Consider the following 15,464-nt stretch of genomic DNA (forward strand, 5'->3'; position numbering starts at 1 on the left):
GGGGTCCCTGACATCGGGGAACCGTGCAATCCGTCAGGATTGTGCGGGTCATCTCAGGGAGAATCCTCCAGTGTCGAGGCGGTGATCCACCACAATCGATCAGATCATTCTCATCCCTGGGGCTGATGGACGTTACCCATCGGTAGTGCGAGAATGCTGGGGTGAGCGGAACTGAGAGCAGCACTGTAGGCAACGGCGCGGCGGTGCCTGAGCCCGAGGAACTGAGAGCAGAGCCGCGCGCGGAGATGGTCCACCCGTGGCAGCGCTATGTGGCTCTGGGAGACTCCTTCACGGAGGGAATCGGTGACCCGCATCCGGAGCGCCCCGGCTATCACATCGGCTGGGCCGACCGGGTGGCCCAGGAACTGGCCCGCAGCATCGAGAACTTCGCCTACGCCAACCTTGCGGTGCGCGGCCGGCTGATCGAGCAGATCCGTGACGAGCAGATCGCGCCCGCTCTAGAGCTCAGACCTGACCTGATCACCCTGTGCGCCGGCGGCAATAATGTCATCCGGCCCGGCTCCGACCCGGATGAGACCGCACGCATCCTGGACACCATGGTCCAGCTGCTGGCCACCACCGGTGCCACCATTGTGCTGTTCAACGGCCCGGATGTGCACGACACCCCGGTGATGGGCTCCATCCGCGGCAAAGTGGCCATCTTCAATGAGAATGTGCGCACCGTAGCCAAGCGGCACGACGCCGTGGTGGCAGATATGTGGAGTCTGCGCGAGCTGACAGCCAAGGAGATGTGGGACGAGGACCGGCTGCACTTTTCCCCGCTGGGTCACCACACCATTGCCCGCGAGGTGCTGGACACCCTGAACGTGAAGCATGACCTGGATCCGGTGAAGCCGCAGCCGCCGGTGGAGCGCTCCTGGCGCGAGGCACGGGTGGATGATGTGGTGTGGGCGCGGCATCACCTGTTCCCGTGGGTGATCCGCCGGCTGCGCGGCCGCTCCTCCGGCGACGGCATCACCGCCAAACGCCCGGATATCGAGCCCCTCTTCGGCGGTTCCATGCCGCCGGGCGGGGCTCCATCCTCCGAATGAGGCGAGAGCTAGCGTATCCCCACCCAGTCTTTGGAGCCGTCGGTGTAGTGCTGCTCCTTCCAGATGGGCACCTGGGCTTTGATCTGCTCGATCAGCTCTGCACAGGCGGCGAAGGCCAGCGCACGGTGCGCGGAGGCGCAGGCTGCTGCTAAGGCGTGGTCGCCGATAGCCAACTCGCCAATCCGGTGTGCGGCCCAGACTCGCACCTGGGGATGTCGCGTGCTGATCTGTTCACAGACTTCTGTGAGTACCTGCTCAGCGCTCGGATGCGCGGTGTAGTCGAGCCTGACCACGGACTTCCCTCCGTCGTGGTCCCGGACAATCCCGGAAAAGACTACGACGCCACCGCATTCAGGTGACCAGACCTCCGCTTCAGCCTGTGCCGTGTCCAGCGGTTCGGCGGAGATGGCAGCGTGCACTACGCTCATGAACGGCTCCAGTCCCCGGAGGCTCCCCCGGATTTGGCGATCACCTTGGTCTCAGCGATCACTGCGGCGCGGTCTACGCCTTTGATCATGTCGTAGAGGGTCAGGGCCGCCACCGAAGCTGCGGTCAGCGCCTCCATCTCCACTCCGGTCTGCCCTGAGGTCTTCACCTCAGCGGTGATCTGCACACTGCCGGGGACCGGGACGTCCAGCTCTAAGTCCACGGTGACCTTGCTGATCGGCAGCGGGTGACACAGCGGCACCAGCTCGGAGGTCTTCTTCGCTGCCATGATCCCGGCGATCCGCGCAGCTCCCAGTGCATCCCCCTTGGCCAGCCCGTTCTGGGCCAGCAGCCCAGTCACCTCAGGCGTGGTCACCACAGTGGAGACCGCCCCGGCGGTGCGGGAGGTGACCGGTTTGGCGGAGACATCGACCATCTGGGCGCTGCCGTCTGTCCGGACATGGGTCAGCTTCTCGGACTCGCTCACAGCAGAATCGCCTCCAGTTCAGTGCCGGCGGGAATCTCAATACTATCCTCGGGGATCTCCAGCAGGGCATCTGCTCGGGCCAGGTGGCCCAAAAGGTGGGAGCTGGGACCACCCACCGGCAGCGCGAGAGAAGCGGCGTTGTCGTGAGTCTTCAGCTCCACGCGGCGGAATTGGCGGAGCCCGGGCGGGGAAGTGAGCTGCTCCCCCAGCTGCACACGCACCCGCCGCTGCGGTGGGCAGCCCGGGTCCAGATCGGCGAGCGCGGGACGCACCAGCACCTGGAGGCTCACCGCACAGCTGACCGGGTTTCCAGGCAGGGCAACGAGTGCGGCACCTCTCTGCAACGCACCCCAGCCCTGGGGTCCACCAGGCTGCTGGGCCACCGAGCCGAACTGCACCCCGTGCTCGCTGAGCGCCTGACGCACCACCTCGTAGGCTCCTGCGCTGATGCCCCCGGCGGTGATGACCAGATGCGGGGAGTGCTGGGCGACCAATCGCTGCAGAGCGGCGTCGAACTCTTGGGTCTGATCACTGGGCACCCGGGCAGTGTGCACGCTGTGCCCGAAGCGCTCACAGGCCGCGCGGATGAGCACCGTGTTGGCGTCGTAGAGTTGACCGGGCGCCAATGACTGGCCGGGGCTGCGGATCTCCTCCCCGGTAGCCAGCACCAAAGTGCGAATCCGCTCCAGAACGCTGATCTCAGAGATTCCGCAGGCGGCCAGCAGGCCGAGTCGGGCACCGGTGAGCAGGTCTCCGGGGTGCAGCACGGTCTCCCCGGCCGCCACATCGGAGCCGGCGGCCCGGATAAAGCTACCGGGGGCCAGGTCCTCCGCGGTGAGACTGGTGAAACGCACCTCCACGGGCTCCCCCAGGTTCAGTGTCTGCAGCACCGCGAAGCCCTCCGCAGTCTTCTCTACGGGCACGACGACGTCCGCCCCGGCTGGCACCGGTGCCCCGGTCATCACAGCCAGGCATTCCCCCTGCGGAAGCTCCGGTACGGCTGAGCCGGCCGGGACAGTCCCAGCCACTGGCAGAGTGGTGTTTCCGGGCTGCAGATCAGCACTGCGCAGGGCGAAGCCGTCCATCTGCGAGTTGTCGAAGCCGGGTAAGGGGGTGGGTGCGGTCACTGTCTGGGCGCTGACCCTCCCGGCGCATGAATCAACGTCCAGATGCAGGGTCTCGGCACCGCGGACCGCCAGTGCGGGCTCCAGCACCTCGCGCAGTCGTTCGATGTGCTGCTCCACCGTGGCCCGACCACCTGGTGCTGAGTCCCACGCCGTAGACTTGTCTCCCATGAGTTCCAGGGTAGCGCTGACCGAACCCCGGGTAAGAGCTGCGCCTGTTGCCGCCGCTGAGCGTGCTGACCCGGCAGCCGGGCTGCTTGACCGGTTCGGCCGGAAAGCCACTGACCTGCGGCTCTCCCTGATCGATAAGTGCAATCTGCGCTGCACCTACTGCATGCCCGAGAACGGCCTGCCCTGGTTGAAGCGCCAGCAGCTGCTCACTGCCGATGAGGTGCGCCGGCTAGTGCGCATCGGAGTTGAGCTGCTGGGCATCCGGGAGCTGCGGCTCACCGGCGGCGAACCCCTGGTGCGCAAGGATTTGGAGGAGATCCTCGCCGGTATCCGGGCTGAGCATCCTGAGCTGCCGGTGGCGCTGACCACCAATGCGATCGGGCTGGAGAGTCGGGCTGAAGGGCTGGTGGAGGCCGGGCTGACACGGGTGAACATCTCCCTGGACTCGGTGCACCGAGAGACTTTCGCCAAGCTCACCCGGCGAGATCAGCTCGATGCCGTACTGCGCGGGGTGGAGGCCGCCGCTGAGGCCGGGCTGACCCCGCTGAAGATCAATGCAGTGCTAGTCCGCGGGATCAACGACACCCAGGCCCCCGATCTGCTGGACTGGGCATTGGAGAACGGATTCGAGCTGCGGTTCATCGAGCAGATGCCGCTGGAGGCGGAGAAGACCTGGCAGCGCGAGGCCACGGTCACCGCCGCCGAGACACGCCGGCTGCTGAACCGGCACTACCGACTGGAGCCAGTTGCAGAGGATCGCGGGGGCGCTCCCGCTGAGCTTTTCGATGTGTACAACGGTGACCGACCGGGCCGAGAGAAGTCCGCCGCTGATGGTGGGTCCGTCCCTCCGCGCGGCAGAGTCGGGATCATTGCCAGCGTCACTGAGCCGTTCTGCGCGGCCTGCACCCGCACCCGGATCACCGCCGAGGGCCGTGTGATGAGCTGCCTGTTCTCCCGCGATGAGGTGGACCTGATGGATCTGCTGCGTTCCGGTGCCGATGACCAGGCGGTGGCCCAGCGGTGGGCTGAGGCCATGTGGGCCAAGCCGGCCGCCCACGGTACCGACCGGCCCGGGTTCGAGCTGCCCGGCTTCACCCGTCCGAAGCGTTCGATGTCAGCAATCGGAGGTTGAGATGGGCAACCAAACCAGTGAGCGTGAAACTGGCACCGTCGCCGTCCGCCTCTACGCGGCAGCCGCCGAGGCCGCTGGAACCCATGAACTCACCGTGACAGTGGAACACAGCCGGCTGCCGCTGACCCAGCTGATCGATGGGCTGTCCCAACGCGGTGAGGCACTGGAGCGGGTCTGCGCCCAGTCCAGCTATCTGCTCAACGGAACCCGCACCAAGGCGGACTCGGGCACAGTGTCCGCTGGCGACGTCGTCGATATTCTCCCGCCGTTTGCCGGGGGGTGAGCCCCAAGCGAAGCGACGCGGCGACTTCAAGCGTGAAGTCCGGAAGTAAGCAGGACGAGGTGGACCCTGAGGTCAGCGCCCCGTGCAAGCGCGCAGCGTTTGTGCAGGCCAGATCAGGGGGCGAACGGATTTCCCCGTCGCCGGGACCAGCTCAGGCGGCCAGCCCGATCCCGGTGCTGCGGGCTACCAGCCGTTCGACCACACCGATCAGCGAGTAAACCACCAGTGAGGCCAGGGTGACGATGAGCACCGAGGCCCAGAGCCGGTCGTAGTCGGTGCGGGTGACGGCCTGGATGATGCCGTAGCCCATACCGTCGCCGGTGGCCAGCCATTCGGCCAGCATCGCCCCGGTCAGCGCGCCGGGGATGGAGACCCGGGCGGCGGTGAAGAAGCTGGGCAGCGAGGCAGGCAGGCCCACCCGGCGCAGCACCGTGGCCTGTCCACCGCCGTAGACCTGAACCACCTCGGTCATTGCCGGGGATGCGGAGCGCAGACCCTCTACGATGGTCACCAGAGCGGGGAAGATCACCACGATGGTGCCCATCGCGGCCACCGAGGCGAAGTCCCGGCCGAAGATCAGCACGATGATCGGGGCCATCGCCACCAGCGGCACCGAACGGCAGATCATCGCCAGCGGCATCACCGCGGCCTCGAATCCCTTGGATATCTGGAAGGCCATGGCGGTCACTGCGGCCACGAACATGCCGACCCCAAAGCCGATCAGAGTATCGAGCATGGTGATCCAGAAGTCGCCGAAGACCAGCTCGCGGTGCTCTGCGGCGTCTTGGTGGGTGAACAGGTAGGCGTAGACATCCAGCGGCCCCTTGCCGATGATCGGGCTGACGTCGAAGAACCACAGCACGCCGACCCAGATGGTGACGATCACCGCCAACGACGCCGCCAACCTGACCAAAGGTGCCCCTATGGCACGCAGAATCGGGTTCATAGTTGGGTCACCTCCTGGTCCACGGGGTCGCATAGCGGCCGATGACTGCGATCACTGCATAGGCGATACCAGCCACGACGACGCCGACGATCGCCAGTGCCCAGAGTCGCTCGACGTTATTGCCCTGGGCGGCCACCATGGCTGGGCCGAGACCGCGGGTGATGCCGCCGACGTATTCGCCGAGGATGGCACCGAGCACTGAGGCTGGGGCGGCGATCTTCAAGGCGGTGAACACATAGGGGATCGCTCCGATGAGCTGGACTTTGGTCAGCTGCTGGAGTCGGGATCCGCCGGCCACGGTGATCACGTCCAGCCCGGCCCTATCCGCGGATTTCAGTCCCTGGATGGTGGTGACCACGGTGACGAAGTACACCGAGAGCCCGGCGAGCACATTGGCGGTCATCGGCTGGCCGCCCACCGCGTAGACCACCGGGCCGATGGCGATCAGCGGCAGGCAGTAGGTGATCACCGCCAGCTGAGTGGCAATGCCTTCCAGCCAGGGGGCGATCAGCACCAGAGAGGCAGTGAGCACTGCGAGCAGGTTGCCGATCACGAACCCGGTGGCGGCTGCGGTGAGGGTCACCGAGGCATTGCGCCAGTAGAAGGTGAAGCCGTCGTCGAAAAGCTGCCCGACCACCGCGAATGGGGTGGGGATCGCCGAGCTTCCCCCGGCGGCGGTGCCGATATTGCCGAAGGCGCCCATCACCCACCAGAGCAGCAGGAACACCAGCAGACCGGTGGCACCGGGGACCCAGCCTGGCACGGACAATCGGCGCGATCGGGCACCGGAGGTACGGGGTGTGGTGGAGACCAAGGTGGTCATCTCAGTGCTCCCCGGAACGGTCTTTGCCGAAAAGCAGGTCGGAGGCGTGGTCCACCAGGGCGTGGAACTCCGGGGTGCGCTGCATCTCCGGGGTGCGCGGTCTCGGCAAGTCCACCTCGAAGACCTCCTTGACCCGACCGGGCCTGGCGCTCATCACCGCAACTACATCGGAGAGGAAGATCGCCTCAGAGATGCCGTGGGTGACCATCAGTGTGGTGGCCGGTTTCTCGGCGAGGATGCGCATCAGTTCGATGTTCATTCGTTGCCGTGTCATATCGTCCAGTGCTCCGAAGGGCTCATCCAGCAGCAGCACCTGGGGCTTGACCACCAGGGCGCGGGCGATGGACACCCGCTGGCGCATACCGCCGGAGAGCTCACCGGGCCGGGAGTTCTCGAACCCGGTAAGCCCCACCAGTTTGATCAGGTCCTCGATCAGCCCAGGCTCGGGCTTGATCCCGGCCACCTCCAGGGGGAGCCGGATATTGGAGCGTACACTGCGCCAGGGCAGCAGGGCCGCGTCCTGGAACGCGATGCCCAGCTCATTGGCCGCACGCAGCTCCGCCGGGGTCTTCCCATCCATCCACAGCTCCCCGCTGCTTGGGCTCTCCAGCCCGGCCAGCATCCGCAGGATGGTGGATTTGCCGCAGCCGGAGGGCCCCAGCAGGGAGAGAAAGGTTCCCTGGCCGGTGGCCAGGTGGGCGTCGTCGAGGGCGGTGACCTGCTTCTTGCCAGAGCCGAAGGTCTTGGTCACCCCGCGCACGTCCACTCCGGTGCCGCTCAGCAGGGGGTTCTCCGGCACTGCGGCCGGATTCTCGTTGCTCACATGGACTTCTGCCAGGTCGGTGCTCATAGTTCACCTCACGGAATCAGATCGGGGTTCTCTTCGTAGACCTCTTCCAGCAGGCTGAGGTCGAAGAGGTCATCGGGCACGTCGTAGCCGACGTCGGAGACGGCCTGCAGGGTATCGGCAACCAGTTCGTCGCTCATGGTCAGCAGACCGTTCTCATCGGTCCACTCGTCAGAGATCAGCGGTGCCTGTCGCTCAGCGGTGAGCAGCTGGTGCTCGAAGTCCAGGCCCTGGTCTGCTGCCCAGTCTTCCACGGTGACTGTGGCAGCGTCGTCGTGATCCTCCAGAGCGGTATGCCAGCCGCGGATGGTGCCGGCCAGCAGAGCCTTGAGTGCCTCGCGGTCATTCTCGATGGTCTCCTCAGTGGCGATGATGGAGCCGGCGGCGAAGGGCAGCCCGTGGTCGTAGAGGTACATGTACTCCACGTCGTGGCCATCGAGCTCCACATCAATGGCCTGGTTGGTGGCGTAGCCGATGTAGGCGTCCACCTCACCGTTGGAGAGCGGCTCGGCGGTGCCTCCGGTGGAGACCATCTCCACGTCGTCGGGGTCGATGCCGTTGACTTCAAGGAAGGCGAAGTAGACCGGCTCGTTATTGGGTGCGACCCCAATGCTCATGCCAATCAGGTCCTCAGGTTCGGTGGCGGGATTCTCGGCCAGGCTGAAGATGGCGAAGGCATTGCGTTGGAAGACCGAGCCGATGACCTTGATATTGGCATCATCTCCCTCGGCGTCGATGAAAGAACCCACATCGATGGGGTTGGAGAGTCCGGCCAGCCCGGTGCCGGTGGCGATCTGGGTGGCTGAGGGGGTGGCCGCCGGTCCGCCGGTGATCAGCTCGACCTCCTCGAAGCCTTCCTCCTCGTAGTAGCCTTCGTCTACGGCATAGTACATCCCGGCGAACTCTGCGGTCATGATCCAGGACAGTGGGACTTCAACGGAGCCGAAGTCGCCATCGCCATCACCTCCTCCGTTGCCGCAGCTGGTCAGGGCCAGGGCTCCTACCCCAATAGCTGCAGCGAGCTTAGTCCTGGTGGCAATAGTGGTGGTGTTCATGCGGTGTCTCCTTTGAATAGGTGCGAGTGACGGACGAGTTTGGTTGGACTTCAGTATTCAGTTCTGCATGGCGGCGGCGGCCTCACGGTGACCGAGGACGGCGTCTTCCAGCCCCGGCAGCTGCAGCTGCCCCTGACTGAGCCGCTCCACCCCGTTGACGAACACGGTGTGCGCCCGGGCGGGGCCGGAGCGCAGCCAGCCTTCAACGGGGTCGGTGAGCACTCCGGTCTGGGACAGCGGGGCAGAGGACCAGATCACCAGGTCGGCGCAGGCTCCGGGGTTGAGATGGCCGATCTCATCGGCCCAGCCCAGGTTGGCCGCGGAGCCCTGCGTGGCCATGTTCAGCGCCTCCCGTGCGGTGAAGGAGTCCGGGCCGTGCCGGAACCGGCCCAGCAGCAGGGCGGTGCGGGTCTCCAGCCACAGGTCGGCAGAGTCGGCGGAGGCGGAGCCGTCGCAGCCGATGCCCACGCTCATGCCCAGACTGCGCAGAGTCTTGGCGTCGGCGGCGTTGCCGCAGATGATCATGTTGGAGCTGGGACACTGGGTGGCGCCGACTCCGGCGGCGGCCAGCCGTGCATTCTCCGCCGCAGAGCCGTAGACGTAGTGAGCCACCCAGGAGCGCGGGGTGGCCCACCCGCAGTCTTCGAAGTACTCCACCGGGCGGCACCCGTAGACCTCTAGGGCGTAGTCGTCCTCGTCGGTGTCCTCGGCCAAGTGGGTGTGCAGCCGTACATCGTGGTGCTCGGCCAGCTCAGCGGTGGAGCGCATAATCGACTCGCTGACGGAGAACATGGAGCACGGCGCCAACGCCACCCGGGTCATCGCCCCGGGGCTGGAGTCGTGATAAGTCTTGATCAGGCGCTCCGAGTCGGCCAGGATGGTGTCCTCATCCTGGACCACCTCTTTGGGCGGCAGCCCGCCGTCCTCCACTGAGCGGGTCATCGAGCCGCGGTTGGCCATGAACCGGAAGCCGATATCGCTCACCGCCTGGAACTGGGCATCAATGAGTTCAGGCACCGGGTGGACGTACATATGGTCGGAGCTGGTGGTGCAGCCCCCGGTGAGCAGCTCAGCAGCTGCCACATAGGTGGAGAGGTACACCGATTCCTGGTCCAGCCTGGCCCATTTGGGGTAGAGGGTGGTCAGCCATTGGAACAGTGTCCCGTTGACCGCCGGGGCGTAGGCCCGGGTGAGATTCTGGTACATGTGGTGGTGGGTGTTGACCAGCCCTGGGGTGACCAGCCTGCCTCCGGCATCAAGTGTGCGAGCCGCCTCCGGCATCGGCTGCCCCATCCGGCCTGCGCTGTGCACTTGGCCGGCGGCGATGGCCAGCCAGCCGCCGTCGATCTCCCGTCCGGCGTCCTGGGCTGATTCCACGTCGGTGATGCCCCCTGCCCGCTCGGCGGCAGAGGCAGGCTGGGACTCAAGCACCAGATAGGCATTGGTGATGAGCAGGTCAGCGGCAGGTGCAGGATTCACATACGCCACACTATGAAACGTTTGTTTCACCGCACTCACCTGCGGATTACAGCCAGGTAAAACGCAAACGGAAAAACTCCGTGACACTGTTCTGTCATAAGGCTGTAACAGATGTCCGACTAGGCTGAACCGATGAGACGAACGTTTCATGCCCTGTGCTGAACAGTTGTGAGGAGGCCCTAAGAGTGCTGGACCGGATCACCCAGTACCGTCACGCTCTGACGCAACCGCAGCACTGGGCGGTGGCCACGGTGGTCAGCGTCTCCGGGCCCTCTCCCGCTCCGGTGGGCACCTCCATGGCCGTCTCTACGGAGCTTGAGATCATCGGTTCACTCTCCGGGGGCTGTGTGGAGTCCACCGTGGCATCCTTGGCCCAACAGTGCATTGAGCAGGGTGGGACTCAGCTGGAGAGTTTCGGTCCGGACGGTGGCCTGCTGGGCGAAGTGCCGCTGACCTGCGGAGGACAGATCCAGGTATTGATTCAGCCGCTGAACACCCTGAGTCAGCAAGAGCACGACGACGCCCTGGCAGCTTCCCGTCTCAACCGGCACCTCTCTGCCCGACTCAACAGGGAAATCGCCGTTGCTGGCCAGCAGTTCACCGTCACCGAGCACCGAGAGGCCGCCCCGCGGCTGCTGCTCTTCGGGGTGCAGGACTATTCGGTCCAGCTCGCCAAGCTAGCACTGGTCAGCGGCTGGCAGGTGGTGCTGGTGGAGCACCGGCCAGCCTTCGCTGCTGCGGACCGGATTCCTGCCGGAACTCAGTTGGTGGTGGATGATCCTGCCTCAGCTGCGGCACGGCTGATCACTGATCAGCAGGCAGGGTGGACCGCGGCCTGCGTGATGACCCATCATCCTGACCTGGACGTGCCTGTGCTGGATACGCTGCTGCGAGCACAGAGGCAGCCGGAGTTCATCGGTGCCCTGGGCTCGCGCAACGCCCAAGCCCGTCGTCGCACCGCCTTGAGCCAGCGGGGCCATTCTGCTGAGCTGATCGCTGCGGTACGCGGCCCGTTGGGCTTGGACATCGCGGCAGGCTCGCCTGCAGAGTCCGCTGCCTCAGTACTGGCTGAACTGATCGCTGCGAAGAATGGCGCAGTCTCCGCTTCTGCTGGTCAATCGCTGAGCGGCACTGCCGGGCCCGTCAACTACACCCGCCCGCGCGTACAGAGCATTATGCAGGAGATCACCATGATGGTGGGAGAGCGCTGATGGATATCACGAGCGTCGACGAAGTACTCAGCACCTGGGACCCCGATGATGTGCGCCCGGGCGACTCCTGGCTGGCCGGCGGCACAGTGCTGTACTCCTACGGCCAGGACTTTCGCACCGGTGCCCCGCGCAGGCTGCTGGACATCAGTGCCGCCCCGTGGGAACCTCTGGTTTGGCACACCGGGGATGCATCGGATGAGTCGGGCCTGGATGTCTCCGCAACCTGCACTATCGCCCAGTTCCACTCGGCTGCTGAGCAGTTGTCCGGCCACGGCCTCACCACTGAGCAGCACCCCGGACTGGGACTGATGCGTCCGGCTGCGGAGGCCTTCGTGGCCTCCTGGAAGGTGTGGAATCTGTCAACCGTGGGTGGCAACGTGGCCACTGCACTGCCTGCCGGACCCATGACCTCCTGGCTGGCCGGAATGGATGCCACTGCCCTGATCCTCTCCCCCGGCGGGAGGAGCCGTGAGATTCCGGTGGCTGAACTGGTCACCGGGACCGGAGAAACCGCATTGGCTCAGGGCGAACTGATCCGCAGCTTCTGGATTCCGGCAACGCACCTGGCCCGGCCAGCAGTCATGGCCCGGGAATCACTGACCCGCTACGGCCGCTCCGCAGCCCTGCTCATCGCCCAGCGGACAGCGCCGGAGTCCGCCCGCCTGACCATCACCGCCAGTACCGATCATCCGGTGGTGCTGGAGCTGAGCCTGGACCCTGAAGCAGCCGCAGCAGCAGCTGATGCCCTCCCCGGAGAGCTCTGGGTGGACGATGTGCACGGCTCCCCCTCCTGGCGACGCGAAACCACCAGCCGGCTAGCCGCCGAGCTCATCCGGGCCCTCACCAATTCGCCCGCACCTGCCCCCGCTCCCACCTCATCCGCCTCCCCACGCTCCTCACGGAAAATCAGGCAGTTGTCGGAAAATCGGCACCTCATGAAACGCCGACAGTCCAATAACCCCCTGAAAACTGGAGATGATGAGGGCGCAGTCACGGTGGACGGCGCCGAAGTGCCGCTTCAGCATGCCCCGGGGCAGTGTCTGCGCACCTGGCTACGCGAATCAGCGGGGGCCGATGCGGTTAAGCGCGGCTGCGATGCCGGGGACTGCGGGGCCTGCACCGTACACCTGGACGGCACCGCAGTACACTCCTGCATCACCCCTGTTCAACGTGCCGCCGGAAAGAGCATCACCACTCTGCGCGGGCTCAGTTCCGAGGCTGCACAGGCCGCCATCGAGGCAGAGGGACGGCCCGACTACCAGCAGCTGCGTGGGCGCCTGCACCCCACCCAGCGCGACTTCCTGGAATCTCATGGATTCCAGTGCGGATACTGCACCGCTGGGTTCATCATGACCGCTGCTGCCGAGGACTCGCCCTATCTGGAGGAGAGCGAGCAGGAGCGGAAGTTCAAGGGGAACCTCTGCCGATGCACCGGCTACTGCTCCATCAAGGACGCCCTGGCCGGGACGCCCCGGGCTAGCAGTGAGACTGTCCCGGGCCGCAGCCCCATCCCACCGGCCGGCCCCGGAGTGGTCACCGGCACCGTGGATTACAGCATGGATAGGCCGCTGCGCTCTGACCCTCAATTTCCCGAGGAGCCCCCGCTTCATCTGGTCGCGGTGCGCTCGCCGCATGCCCATGCCCGGATCCTAAGCATCAATACTGCTGCGGCACTCAGCCAGCCCGGCGTCGTCGCCGTTTTCACCCATGAGGACACCCCAAGCGATATCCGCTACTCCACCGCTCAGCATGAGTTGGTGGAGGATGACCCGGCCGATACCCGGCTGCTGGACAATACGGTCAGGTTCGCAGGCCAGCGGGTGGCGGTGGTGGTGGCGCAGACCCGGCGTGAAGCCGCGCGAGCCGCACAGCTGGTGGATGTGGATTATGAACTCCTCCCGCCGGTGCTGAACCCCCGGGAGGCCACTCAGCCAGGCGCGCCGGTGCTGCACCCGGAGCTGGAACAGCGCACCGACGCAGTGGGCAGCACCTACTTCCCCATCCTGGAGGCCCAGCGCAACCGACTGGCCATGGTGGAGGCCGCCGCCGGGGACTCAATGACCGCGCTGACCCAGTCACCACACCGGCTGCGGCTGCGCTTTGCCACTCACCGGACGTCACATATCGCGCTGGAGACCCACGGCACGCTGGGTTGGATCGATGAGACCGGCCGTTATATTCTGCGCACCTCCACCCAGGTGCCCTTCCTAGCCAAGCGGACTCTGCAGCGAATCTTCGGACTGGCCCCGGAGGCACTGCGGGTCTTCGCCCCTCGGGTCGGCGGCGGCTTCGGCTCCAAGCAGGAGGTGATCACTGAGGATCTGGTGCTGCTGGCACTGATTAAGCTCGCTGAACGCGGCATCCGACGGCCGGTCTGCTGGGAGCTGACCCGCAGTGAGGCGTTAACCGCCACCACCACTCGGCACCAGTTCCAGATCGAGGTGGCCCTAGTAGCTGATGCTGTCGGTAGGCTCACTGCACAGGCTATGGAGGTGCTCTCGGACACTGGGGCCTACGGCAACCACGGACCGGGGGTGATGTTCCACTCGGTGCATGAGTCCATGCAGCTCTACTCTGCTCCGAATAAGCGAGTGCGCGCGGAGGTGGTCTACACCAATAACCCACCCGCCGGGGCGTTCCGCGGCTATGGGCTGTCCCAGACACTGTTCGCGGTGGACTGCGCTATGGATGAGCTGGCCCGCCAGCTGGGCCGGGACCCGCTGGAGTTCAAGGCTGCGAACATAGTGGGTGTCGGTGAGGAGCTTTTCGGCCAGGATGCCGATGTGCAGGTGGATGCCGCCGGGCTGCACCAGTGCTTGGAGATCATGGCCCGACAGCTGCGCACTGAGCCGCTGAGCGATGCAGAGCTGGATCGGTGTGAGCAGCGGCTGGCCGAGGAGCGACACGGTTACCCCTCTCCCGGCGGGGACTGGCATCTAGGAGTTGGTACCGCGGTGGCGATGATCGACACCGCCCCGCCCAACGGGCATCACTCCCACGCCGTGCTCCGGCCCCTCGGGGATGGCCGCTATGAGTTGAAGGTGGGCACCGCGGAGTTCGGCAATGGCACCTCCACGGTGCACCGTCAGGTAGTGGCCGAGGTACTGGGCACCACTGCGGAGAAGATTCTGCTGCGCCAATCCGACACTGACTTGGTGGAGCACGATACCGGGGCCTTCGCCTCCACCGGAATCACAGTCGGTGTCAAAGCTGCCTATCTGGCCGCCCAAGATTTGGCGGCCAAGCTCTCAGCCCTGCCAGCGGACGCGGACTCCACCCGGCTGATCGGCACCGGTCGCTGGGGCGGCTCACCGCGCACCGCGGCATTCAATGTGCACGGCTTCCGGGTCGCGGTGGACACCCGCTCCGGCACCCTGGCCATCCTGCAGTCGGTGCAGGCCGCCGATGCCGGCACCGTGCTCAACGAAGCCCAATGCCGTGGCCAGGTGGAGGGCGGCGTCGCCCAGGCCATCGGCGCCGCACTGTTCGAAGAGGTCCGGATCGATGAGGCCGGCAAGGTCACCACTGACATCCTGCGCAACTACCACATCCCGCAGATGGCGGACCTGCCACGCACTGAGGTGCACTTCGCCGTCTCCGAGGATCCGCTGGGCCCGATGGGTGCCAAGTCCATGTCCGAGTCCCCGTTCAACCCGGTGGCCCCGGCCCTGGGCAACGCCATCCGCGATGCCACCGGCATCCGGCTGACCAAGACTCCATTCACCAAGGACCAGATCGCTGTGACACTCGCACGCTACAAGGCAGCGGAGCAGACCTAAGGATGAATTTTGCACCATTCAGTCGAGGAATGCTGGGGGTTCTTTCACCATTAGAAGCTCACAAGGCTTACCCCCTACGCATCTCCAACGGTGCCCCTGATCTCCTGGATAGTAAAGAGAGTCATTAGCTTCCAAAAAATATACTTCATTATCCTCAAGATCGACTTCTAACCAACCGGCTATGATGTAAACAAACTCGGCTTCTGGATGGTGGAAGTAATCAAGGAACTGCGGATTATCCACGGTCAATCGCATGACGTGGAAAGCAGCCCTGCCATGAAGTAAAAGACTTCGACCACTCTCTTCCTGAAAGCTATCTGAGGACGATTCCACCCCACGTTTCGCACGAACTACTCGATCAGAAGTTCCACCCTCTTCAGAAACATCGCTAGCAGCAACTATCAGTTCGAGGCGGCCCACCCCTAAAGCGCGGCAGATCCTCTCCAAAGAAGACAGGCTCGGATGCGCATGTCCGCGTTCAATCTGACTCAGGAAAGGATGAGAGAGATCTGCTTGCTTGGCTAACTGGACTAACGTCAATCCTCGTCTCTGACGAAGAGCCCGAATACGTCTACCGATTGCGTTGTCGTCGGGAGTCACCTTCTGTTGTTCAGTCGTCACTGGCGCTCCTTAATGGAATGACCGGGTA

14 protein-coding genes are annotated in these 15,464 nt (G+C 65.2%); 5 read left to right on the forward strand and 9 right to left on the reverse strand.

Annotated elements, in window-relative coordinates:
* The first annotated feature begins 245 nt into the window (after window positions 1-245).
* A complete protein-coding gene (locus tag F0311_RS12015; protein WP_150462318.1) occupies window positions 246-1,052 on the forward strand; it encodes an SGNH/GDSL hydrolase family protein in 807 nt (268 codons plus the stop codon).
* Window positions 1,053-1,060: 8 nt separating this feature from the next.
* Here F0311_RS12015 and F0311_RS12020 read toward each other — a convergent pair whose 3' ends face one another.
* Genes F0311_RS12020 through F0311_RS12030 form a run of 3 tightly spaced genes read right to left on the reverse strand, consistent with a single transcriptional unit; the run spans window position 1,061 to window position 3,260 of the window.
* Complete coding sequence (locus F0311_RS12020) at window positions 1,061-1,480, reverse strand: molybdenum cofactor biosynthesis protein MoaE (protein WP_150462175.1); 420 nt, start codon at window positions 1,478-1,480, stop codon at window positions 1,061-1,063.
* Window positions 1,477-1,965, reverse strand: coding sequence for a cyclic pyranopterin monophosphate synthase MoaC (gene moaC / locus F0311_RS12025; RefSeq protein ID WP_223881302.1), 489 nt, complete (start codon window positions 1,963-1,965; stop codon window positions 1,477-1,479). Before moaC ends, F0311_RS12020 begins: the two co-directional genes overlap by 4 nt.
* Window positions 1,962-3,260: a molybdopterin molybdotransferase MoeA gene (locus F0311_RS12030; protein ID WP_150462176.1), complete on the reverse strand. Its 1,299-nt coding sequence runs from the start codon at window positions 3,258-3,260 to the stop codon at window positions 1,962-1,964. Before F0311_RS12030 ends, moaC begins: the two co-directional genes overlap by 4 nt.
* On the opposite strand from F0311_RS12030, the gene moaA reads away from it, so the two are divergent.
* Complete coding sequence (gene moaA, locus F0311_RS12035) at window positions 3,259-4,392, forward strand: GTP 3',8-cyclase MoaA (RefSeq protein ID WP_150462177.1); 1,134 nt, start codon at window positions 3,259-3,261, stop codon at window positions 4,390-4,392. The genes F0311_RS12030 and moaA overlap by 2 nt on opposite strands.
* A 1-nt stretch (window position 4,393) precedes the next feature.
* Window positions 4,394-4,675, forward strand: a complete 282-nt coding sequence (locus F0311_RS12040; RefSeq protein WP_150462178.1) for a MoaD/ThiS family protein — start codon at window positions 4,394-4,396, stop codon at window positions 4,673-4,675.
* 151 nt (window positions 4,676-4,826) lie between these two features.
* Here the strand turns inward: F0311_RS12040 and F0311_RS12045 are convergent, their stop codons facing one another.
* From F0311_RS12045 to F0311_RS12065, 5 genes are read right to left on the reverse strand one after another with little or no spacing between them, the layout of a single operon-like run.
* Window positions 4,827-5,621 (reverse strand): ABC transporter permease, encoded by a 795-nt coding sequence (locus F0311_RS12045; protein ID WP_150462179.1) that lies wholly within the window; start codon window positions 5,619-5,621, stop codon window positions 4,827-4,829.
* Between the two features lie 7 nt (window positions 5,622-5,628).
* Complete coding sequence (locus F0311_RS12050; RefSeq protein WP_150462180.1) at window positions 5,629-6,444, reverse strand: ABC transporter permease; 816 nt, start codon at window positions 6,442-6,444, stop codon at window positions 5,629-5,631.
* 1 nt (window position 6,445) lies between these two features.
* Window positions 6,446-7,294: an ABC transporter ATP-binding protein gene (locus tag F0311_RS12055; protein WP_150462181.1), complete on the reverse strand. Its 849-nt coding sequence runs from the start codon at window positions 7,292-7,294 to the stop codon at window positions 6,446-6,448.
* Between the two features lie 8 nt (window positions 7,295-7,302).
* The gene (locus tag F0311_RS12060; protein WP_150462182.1) at window positions 7,303-8,346 is read right to left on the reverse strand and encodes an ABC transporter substrate-binding protein; all 1,044 of its coding nucleotides are present in this window, start codon (window positions 8,344-8,346) and stop codon (window positions 7,303-7,305) included.
* 57 nt (window positions 8,347-8,403) lie between these two features.
* A complete protein-coding gene (locus F0311_RS12065) occupies window positions 8,404-9,825 on the reverse strand; it encodes an amidohydrolase family protein (protein ID WP_223881303.1) in 1,422 nt (473 codons plus the stop codon).
* A 185-nt stretch (window positions 9,826-10,010) separates the two neighbouring features.
* Between F0311_RS12065 and F0311_RS12070 the strand changes: the two genes are divergently transcribed.
* On the forward strand, window positions 10,011-11,036 hold the full coding sequence (locus F0311_RS12070) for an XdhC family protein (protein WP_191089907.1): 1,026 nt from the start codon (window positions 10,011-10,013) through the stop codon (window positions 11,034-11,036).
* On the forward strand, window positions 11,036-14,815 hold the full coding sequence (locus F0311_RS12075) for a molybdopterin cofactor-binding domain-containing protein (RefSeq protein WP_150462185.1): 3,780 nt from the start codon (window positions 11,036-11,038) through the stop codon (window positions 14,813-14,815). Before F0311_RS12070 ends, F0311_RS12075 begins: the two co-directional genes overlap by 1 nt.
* A gap of 18 nt (window positions 14,816-14,833) precedes the next feature.
* Here F0311_RS12075 and F0311_RS12080 read toward each other — a convergent pair whose 3' ends face one another.
* The gene (locus F0311_RS12080) at window positions 14,834-15,436 is read right to left on the reverse strand and encodes a helix-turn-helix domain-containing protein (protein WP_150462186.1); all 603 of its coding nucleotides are present in this window, start codon (window positions 15,434-15,436) and stop codon (window positions 14,834-14,836) included.
* Window positions 15,437-15,464: the final 28 nt, after the last annotated feature.

This window comes from Nesterenkonia ebinurensis, assembly GCF_008711175.1.
GTDB classification, from domain to species: domain Bacteria; phylum Actinomycetota; class Actinomycetes; order Actinomycetales; family Micrococcaceae; genus Nesterenkonia; species Nesterenkonia ebinurensis.